The 18,546-nt window shown below is 73.2% G+C and carries 15 protein-coding genes and 1 pseudogene; 9 read left to right on the top strand and 7 right to left on the bottom strand.

The features are described 5' to 3' along the window. Positions 1–72: 72 nt before the first annotated feature. Genes ACZ51D_RS02240 through ACZ51D_RS02220 form a run of 5 tightly spaced genes read left to right on the top strand, consistent with a single transcriptional unit; the run spans position 73 to position 5,383 of the window. Positions 73–1,728 carry an ABC transporter substrate-binding protein gene (locus ACZ51D_RS02240; protein WP_465660857.1) on the top strand — a complete coding sequence of 552 codons (1,656 nt, stop codon included), beginning with the start codon at positions 73–75 and terminating at the stop codon, positions 1,726–1,728. Then, positions 1,728–2,681, top strand: coding sequence for an ABC transporter permease (locus ACZ51D_RS02235; RefSeq protein ID WP_465661047.1), 954 nt, complete (start codon positions 1,728–1,730; stop codon positions 2,679–2,681). Before ACZ51D_RS02240 ends, ACZ51D_RS02235 begins: the two co-directional genes overlap by 1 nt. Further along, positions 2,678–3,547, top strand: a complete 870-nt coding sequence (locus tag ACZ51D_RS02230) for an ABC transporter permease (protein WP_465619347.1) — start codon at positions 2,678–2,680, stop codon at positions 3,545–3,547. The genes ACZ51D_RS02235 and ACZ51D_RS02230 overlap by 4 nt, the downstream gene beginning before the upstream one ends. Before the next feature lie 31 nt (positions 3,548–3,578). Beyond that, positions 3,579–4,577, top strand: a complete 999-nt coding sequence (locus tag ACZ51D_RS02225; protein WP_465660855.1) for an ABC transporter ATP-binding protein — start codon at positions 3,579–3,581, stop codon at positions 4,575–4,577. Further along, positions 4,574–5,383, top strand: a complete 810-nt coding sequence (locus tag ACZ51D_RS02220; protein ID WP_465660853.1) for an ABC transporter ATP-binding protein — start codon at positions 4,574–4,576, stop codon at positions 5,381–5,383. Before ACZ51D_RS02225 ends, ACZ51D_RS02220 begins: the two co-directional genes overlap by 4 nt. Positions 5,384–5,500: 117 nt before the next feature. Here the strand turns inward: ACZ51D_RS02220 and ACZ51D_RS02215 are convergent, their stop codons facing one another. Further along, positions 5,501–6,001 (bottom strand): GerMN domain-containing protein, encoded by a 501-nt coding sequence (locus ACZ51D_RS02215; protein WP_465660851.1) that lies wholly within the window; start codon positions 5,999–6,001, stop codon positions 5,501–5,503. Further along, positions 5,998–6,870, bottom strand: coding sequence for a HAMP domain-containing sensor histidine kinase (locus tag ACZ51D_RS02210; protein ID WP_465619339.1), 873 nt, complete (start codon positions 6,868–6,870; stop codon positions 5,998–6,000). Before ACZ51D_RS02210 ends, ACZ51D_RS02215 begins: the two co-directional genes overlap by 4 nt. Here ACZ51D_RS02210 and ACZ51D_RS02205 point away from each other — a divergent pair. Beyond that, positions 6,865–7,228 (top strand): annotated as a pseudogene (locus tag ACZ51D_RS02205) (polysaccharide deacetylase family protein); the annotation flags it as partial. The gene ACZ51D_RS02210 and the pseudogene ACZ51D_RS02205 sit on opposite strands and share 6 nt — an antisense overlap. A gap of 190 nt (positions 7,229–7,418) precedes the next feature. Further along, a complete protein-coding gene (locus ACZ51D_RS02200; protein WP_465619337.1) occupies positions 7,419–8,726 on the top strand; it encodes an aldehyde dehydrogenase family protein in 1,308 nt (435 codons plus the stop codon). Positions 8,727–8,847: 121 nt separating this feature from the next. Here the strand turns inward: ACZ51D_RS02200 and ACZ51D_RS02195 are convergent, their stop codons facing one another. Then, positions 8,848–10,662 (bottom strand): alkaline phosphatase family protein, encoded by a 1,815-nt coding sequence (locus ACZ51D_RS02195; protein WP_465619335.1) that lies wholly within the window; start codon positions 10,660–10,662, stop codon positions 8,848–8,850. A 271-nt stretch (positions 10,663–10,933) separates the two neighbouring features. Between ACZ51D_RS02195 and ACZ51D_RS02190 the strand changes: the two genes are divergently transcribed. Both ACZ51D_RS02190 and ACZ51D_RS02185 read left to right on the top strand, forming a co-directional pair. Beyond that, positions 10,934–11,866, top strand: a complete 933-nt coding sequence (locus ACZ51D_RS02190; RefSeq protein ID WP_465619333.1) for an oxygenase MpaB family protein — start codon at positions 10,934–10,936, stop codon at positions 11,864–11,866. A gap of 256 nt (positions 11,867–12,122) precedes the next feature. After that, positions 12,123–13,475, top strand: a complete 1,353-nt coding sequence (locus tag ACZ51D_RS02185) for a DUF2254 domain-containing protein (protein ID WP_465660850.1) — start codon at positions 12,123–12,125, stop codon at positions 13,473–13,475. A gap of 135 nt (positions 13,476–13,610) precedes the next feature. Here ACZ51D_RS02185 and dacB read toward each other — a convergent pair whose 3' ends face one another. From dacB to ACZ51D_RS02165, 4 genes are all read right to left on the bottom strand, one after another. Next, complete coding sequence (dacB, locus tag ACZ51D_RS02180; RefSeq protein ID WP_465660848.1) at positions 13,611–15,224, bottom strand: D-alanyl-D-alanine carboxypeptidase/D-alanyl-D-alanine endopeptidase; 1,614 nt, start codon at positions 15,222–15,224, stop codon at positions 13,611–13,613. 183 nt (positions 15,225–15,407) lie between these two features. Beyond that, positions 15,408–16,250 carry a TIR domain-containing protein gene (locus tag ACZ51D_RS02175; RefSeq protein ID WP_465660847.1) on the bottom strand — a complete coding sequence of 281 codons (843 nt, stop codon included), beginning with the start codon at positions 16,248–16,250 and terminating at the stop codon, positions 15,408–15,410. A 7-nt stretch (positions 16,251–16,257) separates the two neighbouring features. Then, the gene (locus tag ACZ51D_RS02170; protein WP_465660845.1) at positions 16,258–17,847 is read right to left on the bottom strand and encodes an eCIS core domain-containing protein; all 1,590 of its coding nucleotides are present in this window, start codon (positions 17,845–17,847) and stop codon (positions 16,258–16,260) included. Positions 17,848–17,997: 150 nt separating this feature from the next. Then, positions 17,998–18,498, bottom strand: coding sequence for a VOC family protein (locus ACZ51D_RS02165; protein WP_360509626.1), 501 nt, complete (start codon positions 18,496–18,498; stop codon positions 17,998–18,000). Between the last annotated feature and the right edge of the window lie 48 nt (positions 18,499–18,546).

Here is an 18,546-nt window from a genome sequence, read left to right as displayed (position 1 = left end):
CGGGAACGTTCCCGCATCAATACTCCACTGCAACTCCCAGCCCCCCACGACTCAGAAAGGGGTGGGCTTGCCGTGCGCCTTCTCCCGCGCCGCTCCAGATCCACCACCTTGCTCGCCGCCGGTTCGCTCCTGGTCGCGATGACCGCGACCGCCTGTTCCGGTGCCACCGCCAAGCACGCCGCGAACGCCGACGGCACCTCCGGCTACCAGGTCGCCGCCCTCACCCCGCCGCCCAAGGGCTCGCTCCCGTCGTTCAGTTGGTCGCTCTACGCCGAGCCGCAGTCGCTCGACTACGCACTCGCCTACGACTACCCGCCGAACACCGTGCTGGCCAACGTCTGCGAACAACTCTTCCGCGTCACACCGGACATGAAGATCGAGCCCGGCCTCGCCCTGAAGTCCGCCAACCCGGACCCGCTGACCTGGGTGTACACCCTGCGCGAGGGCGTGAAGTTCCACGACGGCGCGACGATGACCGCCGACGACGTGGTCGCCTCGCTGACCCGGCAGATGGACCCGGCCACCGGCTCCTCCTGGGCCAGCGCCTTCAAGAACGTCGCCTCGATCACCAAGTCCGGGCCGCTGGAAGTCACCATCACGCTCACCAAGCCCGACGTGCTGCTCAACGAACTGCTCGCCGCCTCGCCCGGCACCATCGAGAGCGCCGCCTACCTCGCCAGGGCCGGCAAGGACTACGGCAGCCCGAAGGGCGGGGTGGACTGCACCGGCCCGTACGCGATCGACACCTGGGCCCAGGGCGAGAGCATCACCCTGAAGAGGAACCCGGCCTACTGGGACAACTCCCTTGCCCCGAAGGCCGACAGCGTGAAGTTCGTGTTCATCGCGGACGCCTCCGCCCGCGCGAGCGGCTGGCTCTCCGGCGCCGTGGACGGCGGCTACATGGTGCCGTCCAGCTCGCTGGTGCAGATCCAGGGCTCCTCCCGAGGCAAGGTCTACTTCGGCCCCAACACCGCTGCCGCCGACCTCGCCGTGCTCGACCTCCATGGCGCACTCGGCGATCTGAGGGTCCGTCAGGCACTCTCCATGGCGCTGGACCGCGACGGCATCATCAAGTCCGCCGCCGGAGGCATCGGCGTTCCCGCCAAGGCCCCGGCCGCACAGGGGGCTTGGGGGATCGCGCCGGAGCGTACGGCCGGCTACTTCGCCGCCCTGCCCGCCCCGGTCCACGACGTGGACGGCGCCCGCAAGCTCGTCCGGGACGCCGGCGCGAGCGGCAAGAAGGTGGTGATGGCGACCAGTTCGCTCGCCCCCGAGATCAGCGTCGTCGGCAACGCCGTACAGGCCGCCGGCCGGCAGATCGGCCTGGACGTCGAACTGCGGCCGGTCTCGCCGGACGCCTACTCGGCGCTGTTCACCGACCCCGCCGCCCGGGCCGGCCTCGACCTGGTCGTCACCAACGGCTACGACAACACCCCGGATCCGCTGGAGTTCTACCAGTCCCTGCACACCGGGGACTTCGGCAACTACGCCAACTGGTCGGACCCCGAGTTCGACGCCCTCTACGACCAGGCCGTCGCCGCGACCGACCCCGGCGCCCGCGCCGACCTCACCGCCAAGCTGCAGCAGATCGCCGTCCGCGAACTGCCCTCCATCCCGCTGTACGAGGCGCCGTTCTCCGTCTTCCTCGGCAGCCGGATCACCGGTGCCCCGGCCGGCATCGCCCAGCTCTACTACCCGTGGGCCGCGACGATCGGCTCCGCGCGCTGATGACCGGATACCTGCTCGGCCGGCTCCTCGGGCTGGCGGCGGTGCTGCTGGTGACCTCCTTCCTGGTCTTCAGTGCCGTGCACCTCGCCCCCGGGGACCCGGTGTCCTTCCTGCTCAAGGGCCATCCGGCGACACCGGAGGCCAGGGCCGCCATCGCCGCCCAGTACCACCTGGACGAGCCCTTCCTCGTGCAGTACCTGAAGTGGCTCGGCAACGTGCTGCACGGCGACTTCGGCCGCTCGGTCCAGTTCCGCCAGGACGTCGGCTCGCTGATCGGCTCCCGGCTGCCCGGCACCGCGCTGCTGGTCGGGTACGCGGCGGTGCTGGTCTGCGTCGGCGGCGTGCTGACCGGCGTGCTGGCGGCGCTGCGGCCCGGCGTCGCCGACCGGGTGGTGCTGATCGGCACCGGTGTGGCCACCGCCACCCCGCCGTTCGTCACCGCGATCGGCCTGGTCTCGCTGTTCGCCGTGCAGCTCGGCTGGTTCCCCGGCCCGGGCTCCACCGGCACCGGGTTCGGTGACCGGCTCTACCACCTGACCCTGCCCGCCGTCGCCCTCGCCGTCACCCTCGCCGGACTGCTCGCCCGGGTGACCCGCTCGGCGATGCTGGACGAACTCGGCCGCGAGCACGTGGAGGTGGCCCGCTCGCGCGGCGTCCCCGAGCCCACGGTGATCCGTCGGCACGTGCTGCGAGGCGCCCTCGGGCCGATCGTCACCGTCGGCGGGACGACGCTGGCAGGGCTGCTGGTCAGCACGTCGATCGTGGAGACCGCCTTCAACGTGACCGGCGTCGGCCAGCTGCTGGTGCAGTCCGTGACGGCCAAGGACTTCCCGGTCGTCCAGGCCGTCACCCTGCTGACCGTCCTCGGCTTCGTCCTCGTCAACCTGGTGGTCGACCTGCTCGCCCCGCTGATCGACCCGCGCGTGTCCCTGGCCCGAGGAGGTGCCGAATGACCGCCACCGCGCCCGTCCGACCGCTGCGCCGCCCGTTGCCGCGCCGCCTGCAACTCCTCGGCAACGGACCACTGTTCACCGCCGCCGTACTCCTGCTCGGCGCGCTCGTCCTGGTCACCGCCCTGGCGCCGCTGATCGCCCCGTACGACCCGGAGGCGCTGGACCTGCAGTCCTCGCTGCTCGGCAGCAGCGCCGACCACCTGCTCGGCACCGACCAGTCGGGGCGGGACGTACTCTCCCGCCTGCTGTACGGCGCGCGCACCGGACTGCTCGGCCCGCTGCTGGTCGTCGGCCTCTCCACGGCGCTCGGCCTGCTGCTCGGCACGGTGGCCGGCTGGCGCGGCGGCTGGGTCGACGCCCTGCTGTCCCGGGCGCTGGACCTGGTCTTCTCGGTCCCCGGGCTGCTGCTCGCGATCATGTTCGTGGCCGTCGGCGGAACGGGCCTGACCGCGCCCGTGATCGCCATGTCCGTCGCCTACACCCCGTACGTGGGCCGCCTGGTGCGCGGGCTCGCCCGGCAGGAGAAGGCCCGGCCGTACCTGGAGTCCTACCGGGTGCAGGGCTGGTCCGGGTGGACGATCTGTACCCGGCACCTGCTGCCCAACATCGCGCCGACCGTGCTCGCGCAGTCGGCGATCAACTTCGGCTACGCCCTGATGGACCTCGCCGCACTCTCCTTCCTCGGCTTCGGCGTACAGCCGCCCGCCGCCGACTGGGGCGCGATGATCAACGACGGCGAGGCCGCGCTCCAGCAGGGCGCCATGCTGCCCGCACTCGCACCGTCGGTGTGCATCGTGCTGGCCGTGGTCGCCTTCGGCATCGTCGGCGAGGGCATCGCCGACCGGCTCGCCCGACGGGAGCGCTGACATGAGGAGCGCCGACATGAGGAGCGCCGACATGAGGAACGCTGACGTGACGTCTCGGCAGGACCGCCCGCTGCTGGAGATCGACGGCCTGAGCGTCCTGCTGCCCGCCGGCCGGGCCGCCCGGCCGATCCTGGACGGCGTCTCGCTGCACGTCGCCGCGGGGGAAACCGTCGGCCTGGTCGGCGAGTCCGGCTCCGGCAAGTCCGTCGCCTGCCGCAGCATCCTCGGCCTGCTGCCCGAAGGCGCCCGCGCCGAGGGACAGGTTCGGGTCCGCGGCCGCGACGTGCTCACCCTGGACCGCCCCGGCCTGCGCGAACTCCGGGCCCGCCAGGTCGCCATGGTGTTCCAGGACCCGCGCGCCGCCGTCAACCCGCTGCGCCGGATCGGCGACTTCCTCACCGAGGGCCTGCGCGCCGCGGGCACCCCCGCCGACCAGGCCACCGCCCGGGCCGAGCAACTCCTCGACGCCGTCGGCATCGAGGACCCGCGCGGCGCCCTGCGCCGCCACCCGCACGAGTTCTCCGGCGGCATGCTCCAACGGGTCGTCATCGCCGCCGCCCTCGCCGGCGAACCCGAGCTGCTGATCGCCGACGAACCCACCACCGCCCTGGACGTCACCACCCAGGCCGAGGTGATCGCCATCCTCACCCGCCTACAGGCCGAGCGCGGCACCGGACTGCTGTTCGTCACCCACGACCTGGAACTCGCCGCCGCCGTCTGCGACCGGATCCACGTCATGTACGCCGGCCGGATCGTCGAGACCCGGGCGACCGACGACCTGTTCGCGCACCCCCGCCACCCCTACACCGCCGGGCTGCTCGCCTGCACCCCCCGGATCGACCCCGACGCCCCACCCCCCGAACCGGTCCCCGGCCGCCCGCTCTCGCTCGCCGAGGCACCACCCGGCTGCGCGTTCGCCGCGCGCTGCGCCTTCGCCGAACCGCGCTGCTCGGCCGAACGGCCTGCGCTCCGCCCGTGCGGCGACGGCCTCGCCGCCTGCCTGCGCGCCGACGAGGGGATCCTGCCGTGACCGACTCAACCGGCCTGGTGGTCAGGGGACTTCGCAAGAACTTCGGCGCCCGCCCGGTGGTGGACGGAGTCTCCTTCACCCTGCCGCCCGGCGGCTCGCTCGGCATCGTCGGGGAGTCCGGCTGCGGCAAGACCACCACCGCCCGCATGCTCGTCGGGCTGGAGCGACCCGACGGGGGCACCGTTCACCTGGACGGCGCGGACCGCTCGGCGCGGCCCCGGGGCCGCGCCGAGCGACTGGCCCGGGCCCGCGGCGTCCAACTGGTCTTCCAGGACCCGTACGTGTCCCTCGACCCGCGGATCCCGGTCGGCGCCTGCGTCGAGGAGGTGCTGCGGCTGCACTGCGCGCTCGATCCGGCCGCCCGCCGCCGCCGGGTCGCCGAACTCCTCGACCAGGTCGGCCTCGGCGAGCGCGAGGCCGCCGCCCTGCCCCGTCGGCTCTCCGGCGGACAGCGCCAACGCGTCGCCATCGCACGGGCGTTGGCCGCCGAACCGCGGGTGCTGATCCTGGACGAGGCGGTGGCCGCGCTCGACGTGTCGATCCAGGCGCAGATCCTGGACCTGTTCGCCGGGATCCGCCGCGAGTCCGGGATCGCCTTCCTGTTCGTCAGCCACGACCTCGCGGTGGTGCGGCACCTGACCGACGAGGTCGCCGTCCTGCGGGCCGGACGGGTCGTCGAGACCGGGCCGACCGTCCGGGTGCTCACCGATCCGCAACACGCCTACACCCGGCTGCTGTTGGACTCCGTCCCGCGCCGCGGCTGGGATCCGGGCCGGATCGCCGAGGCCCGCCGGGCGCTGGCCTGACCGGCCCGGACCGCCCGAGCCGGCCGGGCCCCTGCCGCGGGGGAGGGGCCCGGCCTCACCTCGGGCGCCGGGCAACGGGCGGCGCGCCGGGCCCGTCGGTGCGGGCGCGGGTGCCGGTCAGCCGGTGCGGTGCAGGTCGCACTGCTGCTGGAAGGCGGAGGGTGCGTCGCTGCTGACGATGGCGATCTTCGGCGGCGGTCCGGCCTCCGCGGGGGCGTCCTCGGCGGTGCAGACGAGTTGCTGGATGGCGGGCGCGGACAGCTGTGCGGCGGGCCAGGACAGCCGCAGGGTGACGGTGCCCGGGGCGGCCGTCGCCTGGACACGGGCGTTGGGGGGCAGGTCGCTGTAGAGGCCGGCGTGCTGCTCGGCCCGGTCGGGGCCGGTGACCAGGGTGTCGAGGGTCTGCTGGAGGCTCTCGCGCTGGGCGCCGGGCCGGATGGTCAGGCGGATGCCGTGCTGGTCGAGGAAGTAGAGCCTGGTCCCCGGCTGGATCCCGGTGGCCGGCCGGCCGCTCTTCACGGGGTCGGTGGTGGCGATCGAGCAGCCGCCGAGCAGCGACAGCACCGGCAGCAGCGCGGCGGCAGCGGCCAGGGGCAGGAGGCGAGGGCGAGCGGTCATGTCCGGTCCTCCGCGACGATCGTGGTGATGCCGCGCGGCAGGACGAGGGTGAACACCGCTCCGCCGCCCGGGGAGTTGGCGGCCTCGATGAGCCCACCGTGCAGCCGGGCGTTCTCCTGGGCGATGGCGAGGCCGAGCCCGCTGCCTTCGGAGCGCCGACGGGCCCTGTCCGCCTTGTAGAACCGGTCGAACAGGTGCGGCAGTTCGCCGGGCGGGATGCCCGGCCCCCGGTCGGTGACGGTCAGCACGAGGTCGTCGTCGGCCGCCCGCAGGGTCAGCCGGACGGGCGGGCGGCCGTGGCGCAGCGCGTTGCCGACGAGGTTGGCGACGATGACGTCGAAGCGGCGCGGGTCGAGGCGTACGGGCAGGGCGGCGGGCAGGGCGAGTTCGACCCGGTTGCTCCAGCCGCGCAGGTCGAGGGTGTCGCGGACGGCGGTCGCCGCGTCGACGTCCTCGGCGCGCAGCGGGGCGGCGCCGGCGTCGAGGCGGGAGATCTCGATGAGGTCGTTGACGAGCCGGGTGAGGCGGTTGGTCTCGTTGCTGATCATCCGGAGTGCGGTGGCGGTGTCGGCGGGGAGGTGTTCGGCGTCCTCGTCGAGGATGTCGGTGACGGCGAGCATGGCGGCGAGCGGGGTGCGCAGTTCGTGGGAGACGTCGGCGGCGAACTGCCGGCCCTGGGACTCGACGGCGCGCAGTTCCTCGATGGTGCCCTGGAGGGTGCGCGCGGTGTGGTTGAAGGTCTTGGAGAGCTGGGCGAGTTCGTCGTGTCCGGTGACGGTGAGGCGGGTGTCGAGCTTGCCCTGGGCGAGGTCGTGGGCGGCGTCGCCGAGCGCCCGGACCGGTCGCAGGACCTGCCGGGCGGCGACCACAAGGACGTCGGCTATCAGGAGAAGGAGATAGTCGACGGCCTGCGGATGATCCGGGAGGCCACCGGCGGTGCCGCGGTGGACTACTACCGGGCGCCCGGTGGCGCGTTCACCCCCGAGAGCCGGCAGATAGCGGCGGCCAACGGCCTGCGCCCGCTCGGTTGGAACGTCGACACCCGTGACTTCGAACGTCCCGGCGCCGACAGGATCGTCGAGACCCGCCAAGGAGCAGCTGCGCCGCGGCCCCACCGTCCTCCTCCACGACGGCGGCGGCAACCGTGCGCAGACCGTGGAGGCCCTGGAGCAGCTCCTGCCCTGGCTCAAGGCCAACGGCTACACCTTCAGCTTCCCCGAGCGGTGAGCCGGAGCGGTGAGGCCGGAGCGGGTGAGTCCGGAGTCGCCGGATCCGCCGGATTCACCGTGCGGCGCCGGGGCAAATGCTTGACAAACTCAACCTTTCATCCTTAGTGTCGCTCTTGTCCATTGCTTCACGTGATGAAACTTCCATGTGTGCACGTTGCGCACCACCCCTCAAGGACCGCGAGCCCCCCATGCACGACAGCATTCCTTCAGTGGTCGCCCGACTGCGGGCCGAGTTCGACTCCGGCCGGACCAGGCCGCTCGCCTGGCGCCTGGACAAGCTGGCCGCCCTGCGCGCCCTGCTCACCGAGCAGGCCGAGGTCTTCCAGCAGGCCCTCCACGCCGACCTCGGCAAGAACGCCACCGAGGCGTACCGCACCGAGATCGGCTTCACGCTCAACGAACTCGACCACACCGTGACGCACCTGGCGGAGTGGCTGCGCCCGAGGCCGGCCGCCGTACCGGAGGTCTTCCGCCCGGCCGACGCCCGGGTCGTCCGCGACCCGCTGGGCGTGGTGCTGATCATCGCGCCCTGGAACTACCCGCTCCAGCTGGCCCTGGCCCCGGTGGTCGGCGCCCTGGCCGCCGGGAACACCGTCCTCGTCAAGCCCAGCGAGCTCGCCCCCGCGACCTCCGCGGCCATCGCCGAGCTGCTGCCGCGCTACCTCGGCGAGGAGACCGTCGCGGTCGTCGAGGGCGCCGTCCCGGAGACCACCGCCCTGCTGGAGCAGCGCTTCGACCACATCTTCTACACCGGCAACGGCGCGGTCGGGCGGATCGTCATGGCTGCCGCCGCCAAGCACCTCACCCCGGTCACCCTGGAGCTCGGCGGCAAGAGCCCGGTCGTGGTCGATCCCGGCGCCGACCTCGCCGTCACTGCCCGGCGGATCGCCCGCGGCAAGTTCCTCAACGCCGGCCAGACCTGCGTCGCCCCCGACTACGTCCTCGCCGTCGGCGACACGGCCGCCACCCTGGAGCGGGAACTGGCGGACGCGGTACGGGAGTTGTTCGGCGAGAACCCGGCCGAGAGCGCGGACTACGGGCGGATCGTCAACGAGCGCCACTTCGACCGCCTCAGCGCGCTGCTCGGCGACGGGCGGACCGTCATCGGTGGCGAGCACGACCGCGACACCCGCTACCTCGCCCCGACCGTCCTCACCGACGTCCCCGCGACCGCCCCGGTGATGACCGCCGAGATCTTCGGCCCGATCCTGCCCGTCCTGGCCGTCGCCGACCTCGACGCGGCGATCGCGTTCATCAACGAGCGCGACAAGCCGCTCGCCCTGTACGCCTTCACCGAGTCCGCGGACACCAAGCGGCGGCTGACCGAGGAGACCTCCTCGGGCGCGCTCAGCTTCGGCCTGCCGGTCTCGCACCTGGCGATGCCCGACCTGCCGTTCGGCGGCGTCGGCGAGAGCGGCATGGGCCGCTACCACGGCGAGTACTCGATCGAGACGTTCAGCCACGCCAAGGCCGTCGTCGACAAGCCCCTCGGCTGAAACCGCGTCGCCCGCACCGACGGCGACGGCTCGGCGCGATCACCGCGCCGAGCCGTCGCCGTCCGTCGTGCAGGCCCAGTGAGGGCCGGGGGCGGCCCGGGGGCGTCGGCCGCCGGGGGCGTCAGCCGACGGTCAGGGGGAACGGGCCGGCCAGCACCGAGTAGCCGTCGTTGGCGAGGTAGTACGCGTCGTACGTGCCCGCGCCGTTGAGCTTGCCGGTGGACAGGGTGACGGCGCCGCTCTGGTTCGGCGTGTAGGCCCAGGTCAGCGCGGACCGCGAGCCGGGGGTGACGCCCGCCGGGTAGACGCCGACCCAGTTCTTCGCGCTGACCTGCGAGGTGTTCGGCAGGGCGTAGCGGAGGGTGGCGTTGCCTCCGTTGGTCACGGCGGCGAGGTCGCCGGTCAGGGTCGGCCGGGTCGCGGTGGACGGCGCGAAGGCGGCGTTGAGGGGCGTCGCGTAGGTGTCGTTGCCGGTCAGCCCCGGCAGCCCGAGGGCGGCCTCGACGGTGCGGCCGATGCCGTAGTGGTCGTAGTGCAGCGGGCTGCTGGTGGCGGCCGGGACGGTGCCCTGCGAGCCGACGACGACGGTGGCGAGGTGGTTGTAGCCCTCGCTCTCGCTCTCGTCCCAGGTCAGCAGGAGCAGCGAGCGCTGCTGGGTCCAGGCCGGGGAGGCGAGCACGGGGGCGAGGGTCTGCTTCAGCCAGCCGTCCTGGGCCTTCAGGCTGGTGGCGTTGCCGTTTCCGGAGGCCTCGCCGTCGTAGTAGTCGTCGGCCGCGATCCAGGAGAAGTTCGGGGTGGTGGCGGCCGACTGCAGGTCGGTGGTGAGTTGCGAGGTGTCGAAGAGGTGCGCCGCGCAGCGGGCCGGATTGCCGCTGATGTCCGTGTAGTTGATGAACGGCGCGTCGTCGGGCTCGTAGTAGCTGTCGTTGTTCTTGTTGGTGTTGCAGGGCGTGCCCATGCCCTGCTCGTAGGCCTTCCAGCTCTTGCCGGCCTCCTCGATGGTGTCACCGAGGTTGCGCTGGGGTGAGTTGATGTTGGGCCAGTAGGTGGCGCCCTTGGTGTAGGTGTCGCCGCCGGCGACGGCGAGGTAGTTCTCGTCGCTCGGGTGGTAGACGCCGTGGGAGTCGGTGAGGGTGGCGCCCTGGGACATCAGGCTGTGGATGAACGGCGTGTCCGCCGGGTCGTTCATGATCTGGGAGTAGTCGGTGTTCTCCATCATGACGACGAACACGTGGTCGTAGCCCGGTACGGCCGAGGCGGGCGGCGTGACCGGCGCGGGCGCGGTGACCGGGGTGTCGAGGGTGAGCGAGAGGTTGTCCAGGTAGCCGGTCTCGTTCGAGGTGGAGAGGAACTGGACCTCGACCTGGACGGACCGGGTGCCGGCCGGGACGGCCCCGGTGGCGCTGCGGGAGAGGAACTGGGTGCTCAGGCCGCGGTCGGTCGCGGAGACGGTCGGCAGCTTGGCGGTCGCGCCGAGCGGGCGGCCGCCGCCGTCCCGGAAGTGCAGGCTGACGGCGACGTAGCCGCTGTAGGCGGCCCAACCGCCCAGCCAGCCGGAGAGGTTGTAGTGCACCGCGCCGCCGTCGATCGCGGTGGCCGCCGAGGAGACGTCGACGGTCTGCGCCATCGAGCCGTCCCCGAAGTTGCCCGGCCCGAAGAAGGCCTTGCCGGGCGTCCGGCCGTCGGTCGGCAGGCCGAAGGAGCCCACCGAGTGGCACACGGAGTCGATGCCGCCGGCCTGGACCGTCCAGCCGGGGACGGTACTGGCCGCGCTCCAGTCGTTGGTGCAGTAACCGCCGGTCTCCGCGTCGCCGTTGACGATCAGGTTGCCGCTGCCGCCCGCCGCCTGGGCGGTGCCGGGGGTGGCGACGGTCAGTGCGCCGACGAGGGGGAGGGTGGCGAGCAGCCCGCCGAGGGTGCTCCAGCGCAGTGCCATGGGATACCTCGTGTCGTGGTGAGGGTGGGAGCCATGGCGGTGCGCCATGGGGTGGGACATAGGTATCGGGTCGGGCTGTCCGGCGGAAGAATGTTGGTGGAACTTGGTCAGACAAGTTCGGGCAGAGGGCCTGCACCGGCGAGGGCGGCCGGTCCCGGACGGGCGAGGGCGGCCCGCCGCCGAGGCGGGGTTCGGCGTCGAACCGGGGGTCCGGCGTCGAAGGCGGTGTGCCCCGTCGGTACGGTGATGGCCGGGGCGAGGAGGGGTGGGCATGGTGGGGACGGGAACCGGGCCGACCGGTCGGCGGACGCCGCTCGCCGCGCTGCGCGCCAGGCTGCTGGCCGAGATCAACGCGACCGTGCACGGCCAGGACCTGCACCTGGAACGCTACGACCGCCCGGCCGGCGACCCGGGTCTCTTCGGCCCGGACAGCGTGGTGTGGCGGGTGCACGGGCACCCGGCCGGGATGCTGGTGGGCGGCTTCGCGGCGCTGCTGCTGCAGTCCCTGCACCCCCTCGCGATGGCCGCCGTCGACGCGCACTCGGACTTCCGGGTCGACCCGACCGGGCGGCTGAACCGGACGGCCCGGTTCGTCACCACCACCACGCTCGGGTCGACGGCGGCGGCCGAGCAGGCGATCGCGGGCGTACGCAGGATCCACCCCCGGATCAGCGGCACGGCACCAGACGGCCGCCCCTACCGCGCCGACGATCCGGAGCTGCTCACCTGGGTGCACACGGCCGAGGTGTACAGCTTCCTGACCGGCTACCAGGCCTACGCCGCCACCCCGCTGTCCGCCGCCGAGTGCGACCGCTACTACGCCGAGGCGAGGCGCGTCGCCGAACGGCTGGGCGCGCGCGACGTCCCCCGGTCCCGCGCCGAGGTGGCGGCCTACCTGGCCGGGATCCGGCCCCAGTTGCGGGTCACGCCGCCGGCCCTGGACGTGCTCCGGCTGCTGCGCGGCTTCGGCCGCAGCCGCCGCGAGCGTGCCGCCGTCCGGGTGCTGACGAACGCCTCGATCGACCTGCTGCCGTCCTGGGCCAGGGCCGAACTCGGCGTACGGCGGCCCTGGTTGGTCCGCGCCTGCTGGGACCGCCCGCTGGCGCGGACCGGCGGTCGGATCATGGTCTGGGCCTGTGGCCCCTCGCAGATCCGCGCCGCCGCCTACGCCCGGGCCACCGCCGCGCCGCAGGACACCGGTTGACGCCGGCCGACACCCGTCGGCACCTGGTGCCACCGGTCGACGCCGGAACCGGCTGATCGACGTCAGAGGAGCGCGCACCGGCCGGCGAGGGGGCGGCACCGGCACCGGAGCCGGTGACGGTCTCGGGCCGCCGCCCGGAGCGCCGGAGCGAGCAGGCCGGTGCCGCCTTTCAACCGTGATATCCGGGTTCGGTTGTTTAGGGTTGGTATGCGGGAGTACGGGGTGAATCCGGGCCGGTGTACGGGAGGTGGGCGCTGTGATCCGTGGGGTCCACCTGGAGGCGCAGTGGCGGCAGGAGGCGCTGCGGACGAATCTGTGGCTCGTGCCGATCCTGGAGGTGGTGCTCGCCGGGGCGCTGTTCGCGATCACCGTGTCGCTGGACCAGGCGGCGTACCACGGAGACCTGGAGCTGCCGTCGTGGGTGGTCAGCGGGGCGGCGGACGCGGCGCGGCAGGTCCTGGCGGCGATCGCCGCGTCGCTCATCACGGTGGTGGGCGTGGTGTTCTCGATCATGATCGTGACGCTGACACTGGCCTCCACCCAGTTCGGGCCGCGCATGCTGCGCACCTTCATCCGCGACCGCACCACGCAGCTCACGCTGGGCACCTTCGTCGGGACGTTCGTCTACGCGATCCTCGCGCTGGTCGTCATCGGGCCGGGCCCGTACGGCGACTTCGTGCCGCACCTGTCGATCACCGTGTGCATGGTCCTGGTGCTCGCCGACCTCGCCGTGCTGATCTTCTTCATCCACCACATCGCCACCTCGATCCAGCTGCCCCGGGTGATCGCGAGCATCGCGGCCGAGCTGTCCGAGGCGATCGAGGCGAGCGCGGGCGGGGCGGAGCCGACGGGCGCCGCGCGGGGGCCGACGGCCGCGGAGCTGAGCGGCCGGCTGGACACCGAGGGGGCGGCCGTTCCGGCGCCGGCCAGCGGGTACCTCCAGTTCGTCCGGCACCGCACGCTGGTGCGGATGGCGACCGAGCTGGACGCCGTCATCCGGCTGGACCACCGGCCCGGGCACTTCCTGGTCCAGGGCCACCAACTGGCCACCGTCTGGCCCCCCAGGGCGGCGCCCGAGGTGGCCCGCAGCTTCGCCCGCGCCCACGTCGCGGGCTCGACGCGCACGATCGCCCAGGACATCGCCTTCGCGGTCGACCAGCTCGTGGAGATCGCCATCCGCGCGCTGTCCACCGCGGTGAACGACACCTTCACCGCCCTGACCTGCATCGACTGGCTCGGCGAGGGCCTGTGCCGGATCGCCGCCCGCTGGAGCCCGAACCCGGTCCACCGGGACGACGCCGGGTACATCCGGGTGATGACCGTGCCCGTCAGCTACGAGCGGCTCGTCCAGCGCGCGTTCGAGAAGATCCGACAGGCCGCTCCCGGGATGCCGGCCGTGCTGATCCGCCAGCTCGACGCGCTGGCGGAGATCATGGCCGAGACGAGGACCGAACAGCAGCGGCAGGTGCTCCTGGCCCAGGCCAGGATGATCGAGCGCCTCAGCCGGGAGTCCGTGACCGAGCCGGCCGACCGGGAGGACGTGCGGCGGCGCTACCGCGCGGTGCTGGCGGCGTACGAGCAGGCGCAGCGGGCGGAAGGACCGGCCTGACGTCAGGCCCGCGGCGGCGATCGGCCGGAGGTCGCAGACGCCGGGGAGGCGCGTGGTCGGCGTCGACCACGCGCCTCCCCGGGCGCCGGAGTCCGGCAGGATCGGAGTGCGGAAGGACCGGAGTGTGCGGCAGGATCAGGGGGCGTTCCGGCCCTCCGGGGCGCGGTGCCCGGCCGAGGCCTGCTCCTGGAGCAGTGCGGCGATCTGGTTCACGTCGTCGAAGATGCGGATGACGTCGTTGATGTCGGTGGCCGAAGCGCCGTTCACGCCGACGAAGAACAGGTGCAGACAGCCGTCGTCCGTCTCCAGGTAGCCGGCCAGGTTCTCGGCGTTGTAGGCGATCCGCTGGTTGAGGTCGTCGGCACCCACGATGGTGCCGGGCTTGGCGAAGACCTTGCCCTTGGCCGGGCAGTCGGTCGCGCAGGAGATCGCGAGCGAGCCGTCGACGCCGAGGATCGGCAGGGAGTGGCGGAAGGCGTCCGCGTCGGGGGTGTGCAGCCAGTAGGCGAGGAGCTGGTCGAGGCCGGTGGGGGTGGCGCGGTCCTGGAAGACACCGCCGCGTCCGTCGGCGAGCTGGAACTGGGTCGGGTCGACGTGCGCCACGTCGACGAGGAAGTCGTGTTCGACGCCGAAGCCGTCGAAGCAGTCCTTGCTCCCGCGCGTGACGGCCATGTTGCACAGGGCCAGGTTGGCGCCGAGGTTGTGGCTGACCTTGAGGATCAGCTTGGCGTACTGGCTGTACGGCGGGGAGACGTACGCGGCCACCTGCGGGTCGCCGTCGTAGGAGGCGGGCAGCTTGCCGTCCGGGTTCGGGCCGGTCGGGTCGGCGGTGACGCTGACGCCGGCGCGGGCGAGCGCCTCGATCAGGGCGGTGCGGCCGAAGGCGTTCGGGTCCTGGACGTTGGAGATGCGCAGGACGGGCTGCGCGTCGGCGGCGATGGTGCCGCTGAGGGTGATCTGCGTGCCGTCGGGGGAGGCGGAGACCTGGATGTTCGTCGGGCCGCCGGCCGCCACCGTCTGCACGGTGGAGGTGACCCGGTAGGGGGCGACCTGGGGGCGCCAGGTGAGCTGGGCGGTCTGGCCGGGGGCGGTGGGGGTGGTGAGGAGGTCGATGACGTTGTCGTTGATGATCAGCGGGGTGGGCTGCGGGTCCAGCGCCGGTGGCGTGAACAGCCTCGCGTCGACGACGACGTCACCGTTGACCCGCGTGATGCCCGCGTCGCGGACCTGGTGGGCGATCATGTCCAGCCCGGCGAGCGGGTCCTCGGGGGTGAGGGTGGCGCCGGGCAGGTCGTTGGCGCTGGTGTGGTCGATGGCGGTGTAGTCGACGGTCCCGTCGGGCCTGGTCCGGCCGCCCATCGTGAGGTCGCCCTGGGCGACGAGCGCGAGGTTGCCGTCGAGGGTCGAGCCGGTGCGCGTGCCGGTGGCGAGGAGCGGGGTGGTGAAGTGGTGGTCGGGGCCGAGCGTGTGCCAGGCGCCCGAGATGGTGACGAGCTTGACGGTCGAGCCGGGGACGAAGAACTGGTTCGCGAACCGGGAGTGGAACACCTGGCCGGTCGCGGGGTCGGTCTCCAGCACGCCCCACTGCGCGTGCTCGTATCCGGGCTTGTGCATGATCGCCTCGATGGCGGGCCCGAGGTCGTCGTCGTGCGCCGCGGCCGAGGGCGCGGCGGTGGTGCCCGCCACGGCGGCCAACGTCGCTCCGGCGGCGGCCCAGGCCAGCAGGCGGCCGCGGATCGTTCGTCTCATGTGTGCGTCCCGTCGTCGTCTCTGGGGGTCGGCAAACCCGTCGCAGGCAGGTGCGGACCGGCTGCTCATGGGGCGGATCGTAGGAACCCGGACGACGTACTTCTCGGTACCGGTCGGCGTGCTGACGGTGTGTGGCGGGAAAGTCCACCGGTCAGCCGAACGGCGGGACGGGCCGACGGCGGGTCAGCCGGTGCGGCCGCGGGTGAGGCGGTAGTGCCGTGGGTCGGCGATGCCGTGCAGGTCCTCGGCGGTGAGGGTGTCGCCGTCGCCGCCGAGGATCCGCAGGTGCCGCGGCTCGTGCACCGGGCGCAGCCCGAAGGAGGACGTCAGCTCCAGGTCGAGCCGGCCCTCGGTGCGGGCGAACGACCAGTGGCCGGTGACCTTGCCCTTCAGGCCGGCCCGGAGGTGGGTGCCCGTCAGGTCGCCGCCGTCGACGGAGCCGTCCGGTGCCGCCGCGTCCGCCGGGCCGGCCGAGGGGGTGAGCTTCAGGTCCAGGGACTCGCCGTGCTGGGCGTCGCTCTCGATCGTCCAGCGGCCGGGCTCCACCGCCGCACCGCCCGACGGGTCCGCTCCTGGGCCGCCGGGCGGGGCGTCGGCGGGCCGGGTGCCCAGCATCCGGTGGACCGCGGCGTCCGCCTCCCGGGCGTCATCGCCGGGCGGCAGTTGTTCCACCCGGCCCTGCCCCGGCGGCAGGGCCGTCGCGTCGAGCGGCCAGACCAGGCAGGGCTTGTCGAACGAGGCCGCGTACTCGCGCTGCGCCCGGACGTGCGGGTCGTCGGCGGCGTCCCGGGACCACAGGAGCAGGAACAGGTCGCAGGCCCCCAGCTCCTGCAGTACCGGCTCGGCGGGCAGGCCGTCGGAGAGGTCGCGGGACTCGTCCAGGGCGGTCCGGGCACCCCCGGCGCGCAGCCGGGCGTCCAGGTCGGCGGCCCGGTCGGCATCCGCGGGCGCGTGGGCGAGGAAGACCCCGGGGCGCTTCCGCCCCTCGGTGTCGCCGTGCCTGTCGTCGTGCGTGTCGTCGTGCATCGGTACCTCAGATCTCCGCTTCGTACGTTTCCTGGTCGCGGCCGTGGTGCCAGGGGGCCTTCGGGTCGTAGGAGGCGAGGTAGTAGTCCGCCTCGCAGGTGTACGTCTCGGGGAACAGCTGGTGCGCCCGCTGCCTCAGGATGTCCATGGCCGCGAGCTCGTTGGCCAGCCCCTGCTGGTCCTGTTCGGCCGCCGGCTTGGCCTTCTCCTCGTCCACCAGGGCCTGGGCCGCCGCGAGGTTGTCCTTCAGGAACTGCGGCCACTGTGCGGGATCGTTGCTGTACGTGTAGTGCGGTGTCACCCGGTAGTGGATCAGCTTGGGCCACCCGGCGTTGGGGTTCTTCAGCGGCGCCTTCTCGTCCAGGACGTGGGTGACGGTCGGGTACGCGTCCTGGTACGGCTTCAGCGCGGCCGCGCTCGTGGCGGCCCCCCGGACCTGCTGCCCGGTGGCGGCGAAGCCGATCATGTCGCCGCCGAGGTCGATCGGATGGTTGGCCGCGATCCACTGCTCGTAGTCCGCGGCCAGGCCGTTGGTACCGCTCTGCATCGCGGTGCGGATGGGGTTCTCGACCTTGTGGAAGTGCTCGTTGGTGTTGGACTTGGCGGAGCCCAGGAAGATGTTCCAGGCGGTGTCGTTGGCGCCCGCGACGAAGTCACCGTTGATCGCGTGCATCGCGGTGGCCGCGTTCTGCTGGCCGTTGGCGCGCACCAGGTTGCGGTCGGCCGCCTTCATGACGGTGAAGTCCGAGGGCTCGCCGGGTGACGAACCGCCACCGCCGTTGTTGAGCAGTCGCTCCAGGTACAGCGAGTTCCCGAGGGTGCCGCCTCCGGGGTAGACCAGGCCGGCCCCGTTCAGCACATCGGTCTGGAGGTTGCCGAGCGTCGCGCCGCTGGGCGTCATCGTGGCGAACGGCGTGAAGGCGGCCGCCCGCTGCAGCACGGCCTCCCCGGTGTGCGGGCTCGCGCCGTGCCCGTCCGCGTGCTCCTCGGCCGGCTCCGCCGTGGCGGGCCCGGCGCCGGCCACCGCCCTGCGCATCACCCGGACGGCGCTCGCCTCGGCCTCGCGCTCGAACCGGTCGGACGGGTCGGAGAGCCTGAGCCCGGAGCCGTTGTCGGCGCCCGCGACCGGGCCCCGGCGCTGCTGGAGGACATGGGTGAGCTCGTGGGCCAGGGTGTGCCGGTCGCCGCCGCCCTCCCCGATGACGACGTGGTTGCCGGAGGTGTAGGCGCGGGCGCCGACCTCGGCGGCGGAGGCGCGGGCGGCACTGCCGTCGTGGAGGCGGACGTCGGAGAAGTCGGCGCCCATCCGGCCCTCCATCTCGGAGCGGACGGCGGCGTCCAGCGGACGGCCGGGCGTGCTCAGCACGTCGTGGACGGCGGAGCGCTGCACCGTCGGCCGGGGCCCCACCCCGCCGGCCCGCCCGCCCGGTCCGCCCGCCCCTGCCTGGCGGAGCATCTGGAGGACGGCCCGGTTCCCGGCGGTGGCCTGCACCCCCATCAGGTCCGGCCGGGCGCTCCGGCCGCCGCCGCGGGGAGAGCGGGCCGGTGTACCGGCGCGTCCGGCGGCCTGGGCCCGGGCGTTCTCTCGGGCGTGCAAGGGGGCATGCAAATGGGGCCTCTTCCCGCGAAGGACCAGCGACCCTTCCTGCCTACGCGCTCGGCGGCCGGGGCGCCAGGGCCCCGAGGGCAGACCCTGGTGCCTCCGTGGTACCCCGGGCGGGCAAGCCCGTCGGTTCCGGGGCGGGCCTCAGGTGGCGGAGCCGGCGGCAGCGCCGGTGGCCAGGTCGGTGCCCCAGCGGGCGATGGCCGCCTCCAGGTCCAGGGGGCCCGTCTTCGGCGCTTCGCCGGCCGCCGACCAGTCCTCGCGCGGGACCCGCCACATCACCTCGAACTCGTTGCCGTCCGGGTCCTTGGCGTAGAAGGACATGGAGTGGTGGTGGTCGGTGGCGCCGACCAGCGCCCCGCGCTCGCTGAGTGTCCGGCCGATCTCGGCCAGCTCGCCCAGTGTCCCGACCTCCCAGGCCAGGTGGTAGAGGCCGACCCGGCCCGGCTGCGGGCCGGGTGCGTCGGCGCCGATCGCGAACAGGCCGAGGTCGTGGTCGTTGAGCGTCTCCTGGGCGCTGAGGAAGGCGGCCCGCCCGGGGAACTCGGTGTCGACCTTGAAGCCCAGTGCCTCGGTGTAGAACGCGACCGAGGTCGCGACGTCGCGGACGTAGAGCACCGCGTGGTTGAGGCGGCGTACCGGCATGGGCTTTCTCCTTGCGAAGTTCAAACTCGAACTGAATCGCCTCGACGA

The organism is Kitasatospora sp. NPDC033851, from assembly GCF_055576085.1.
This window is presented reverse-complemented; position numbering and strand designations above follow the sequence as displayed.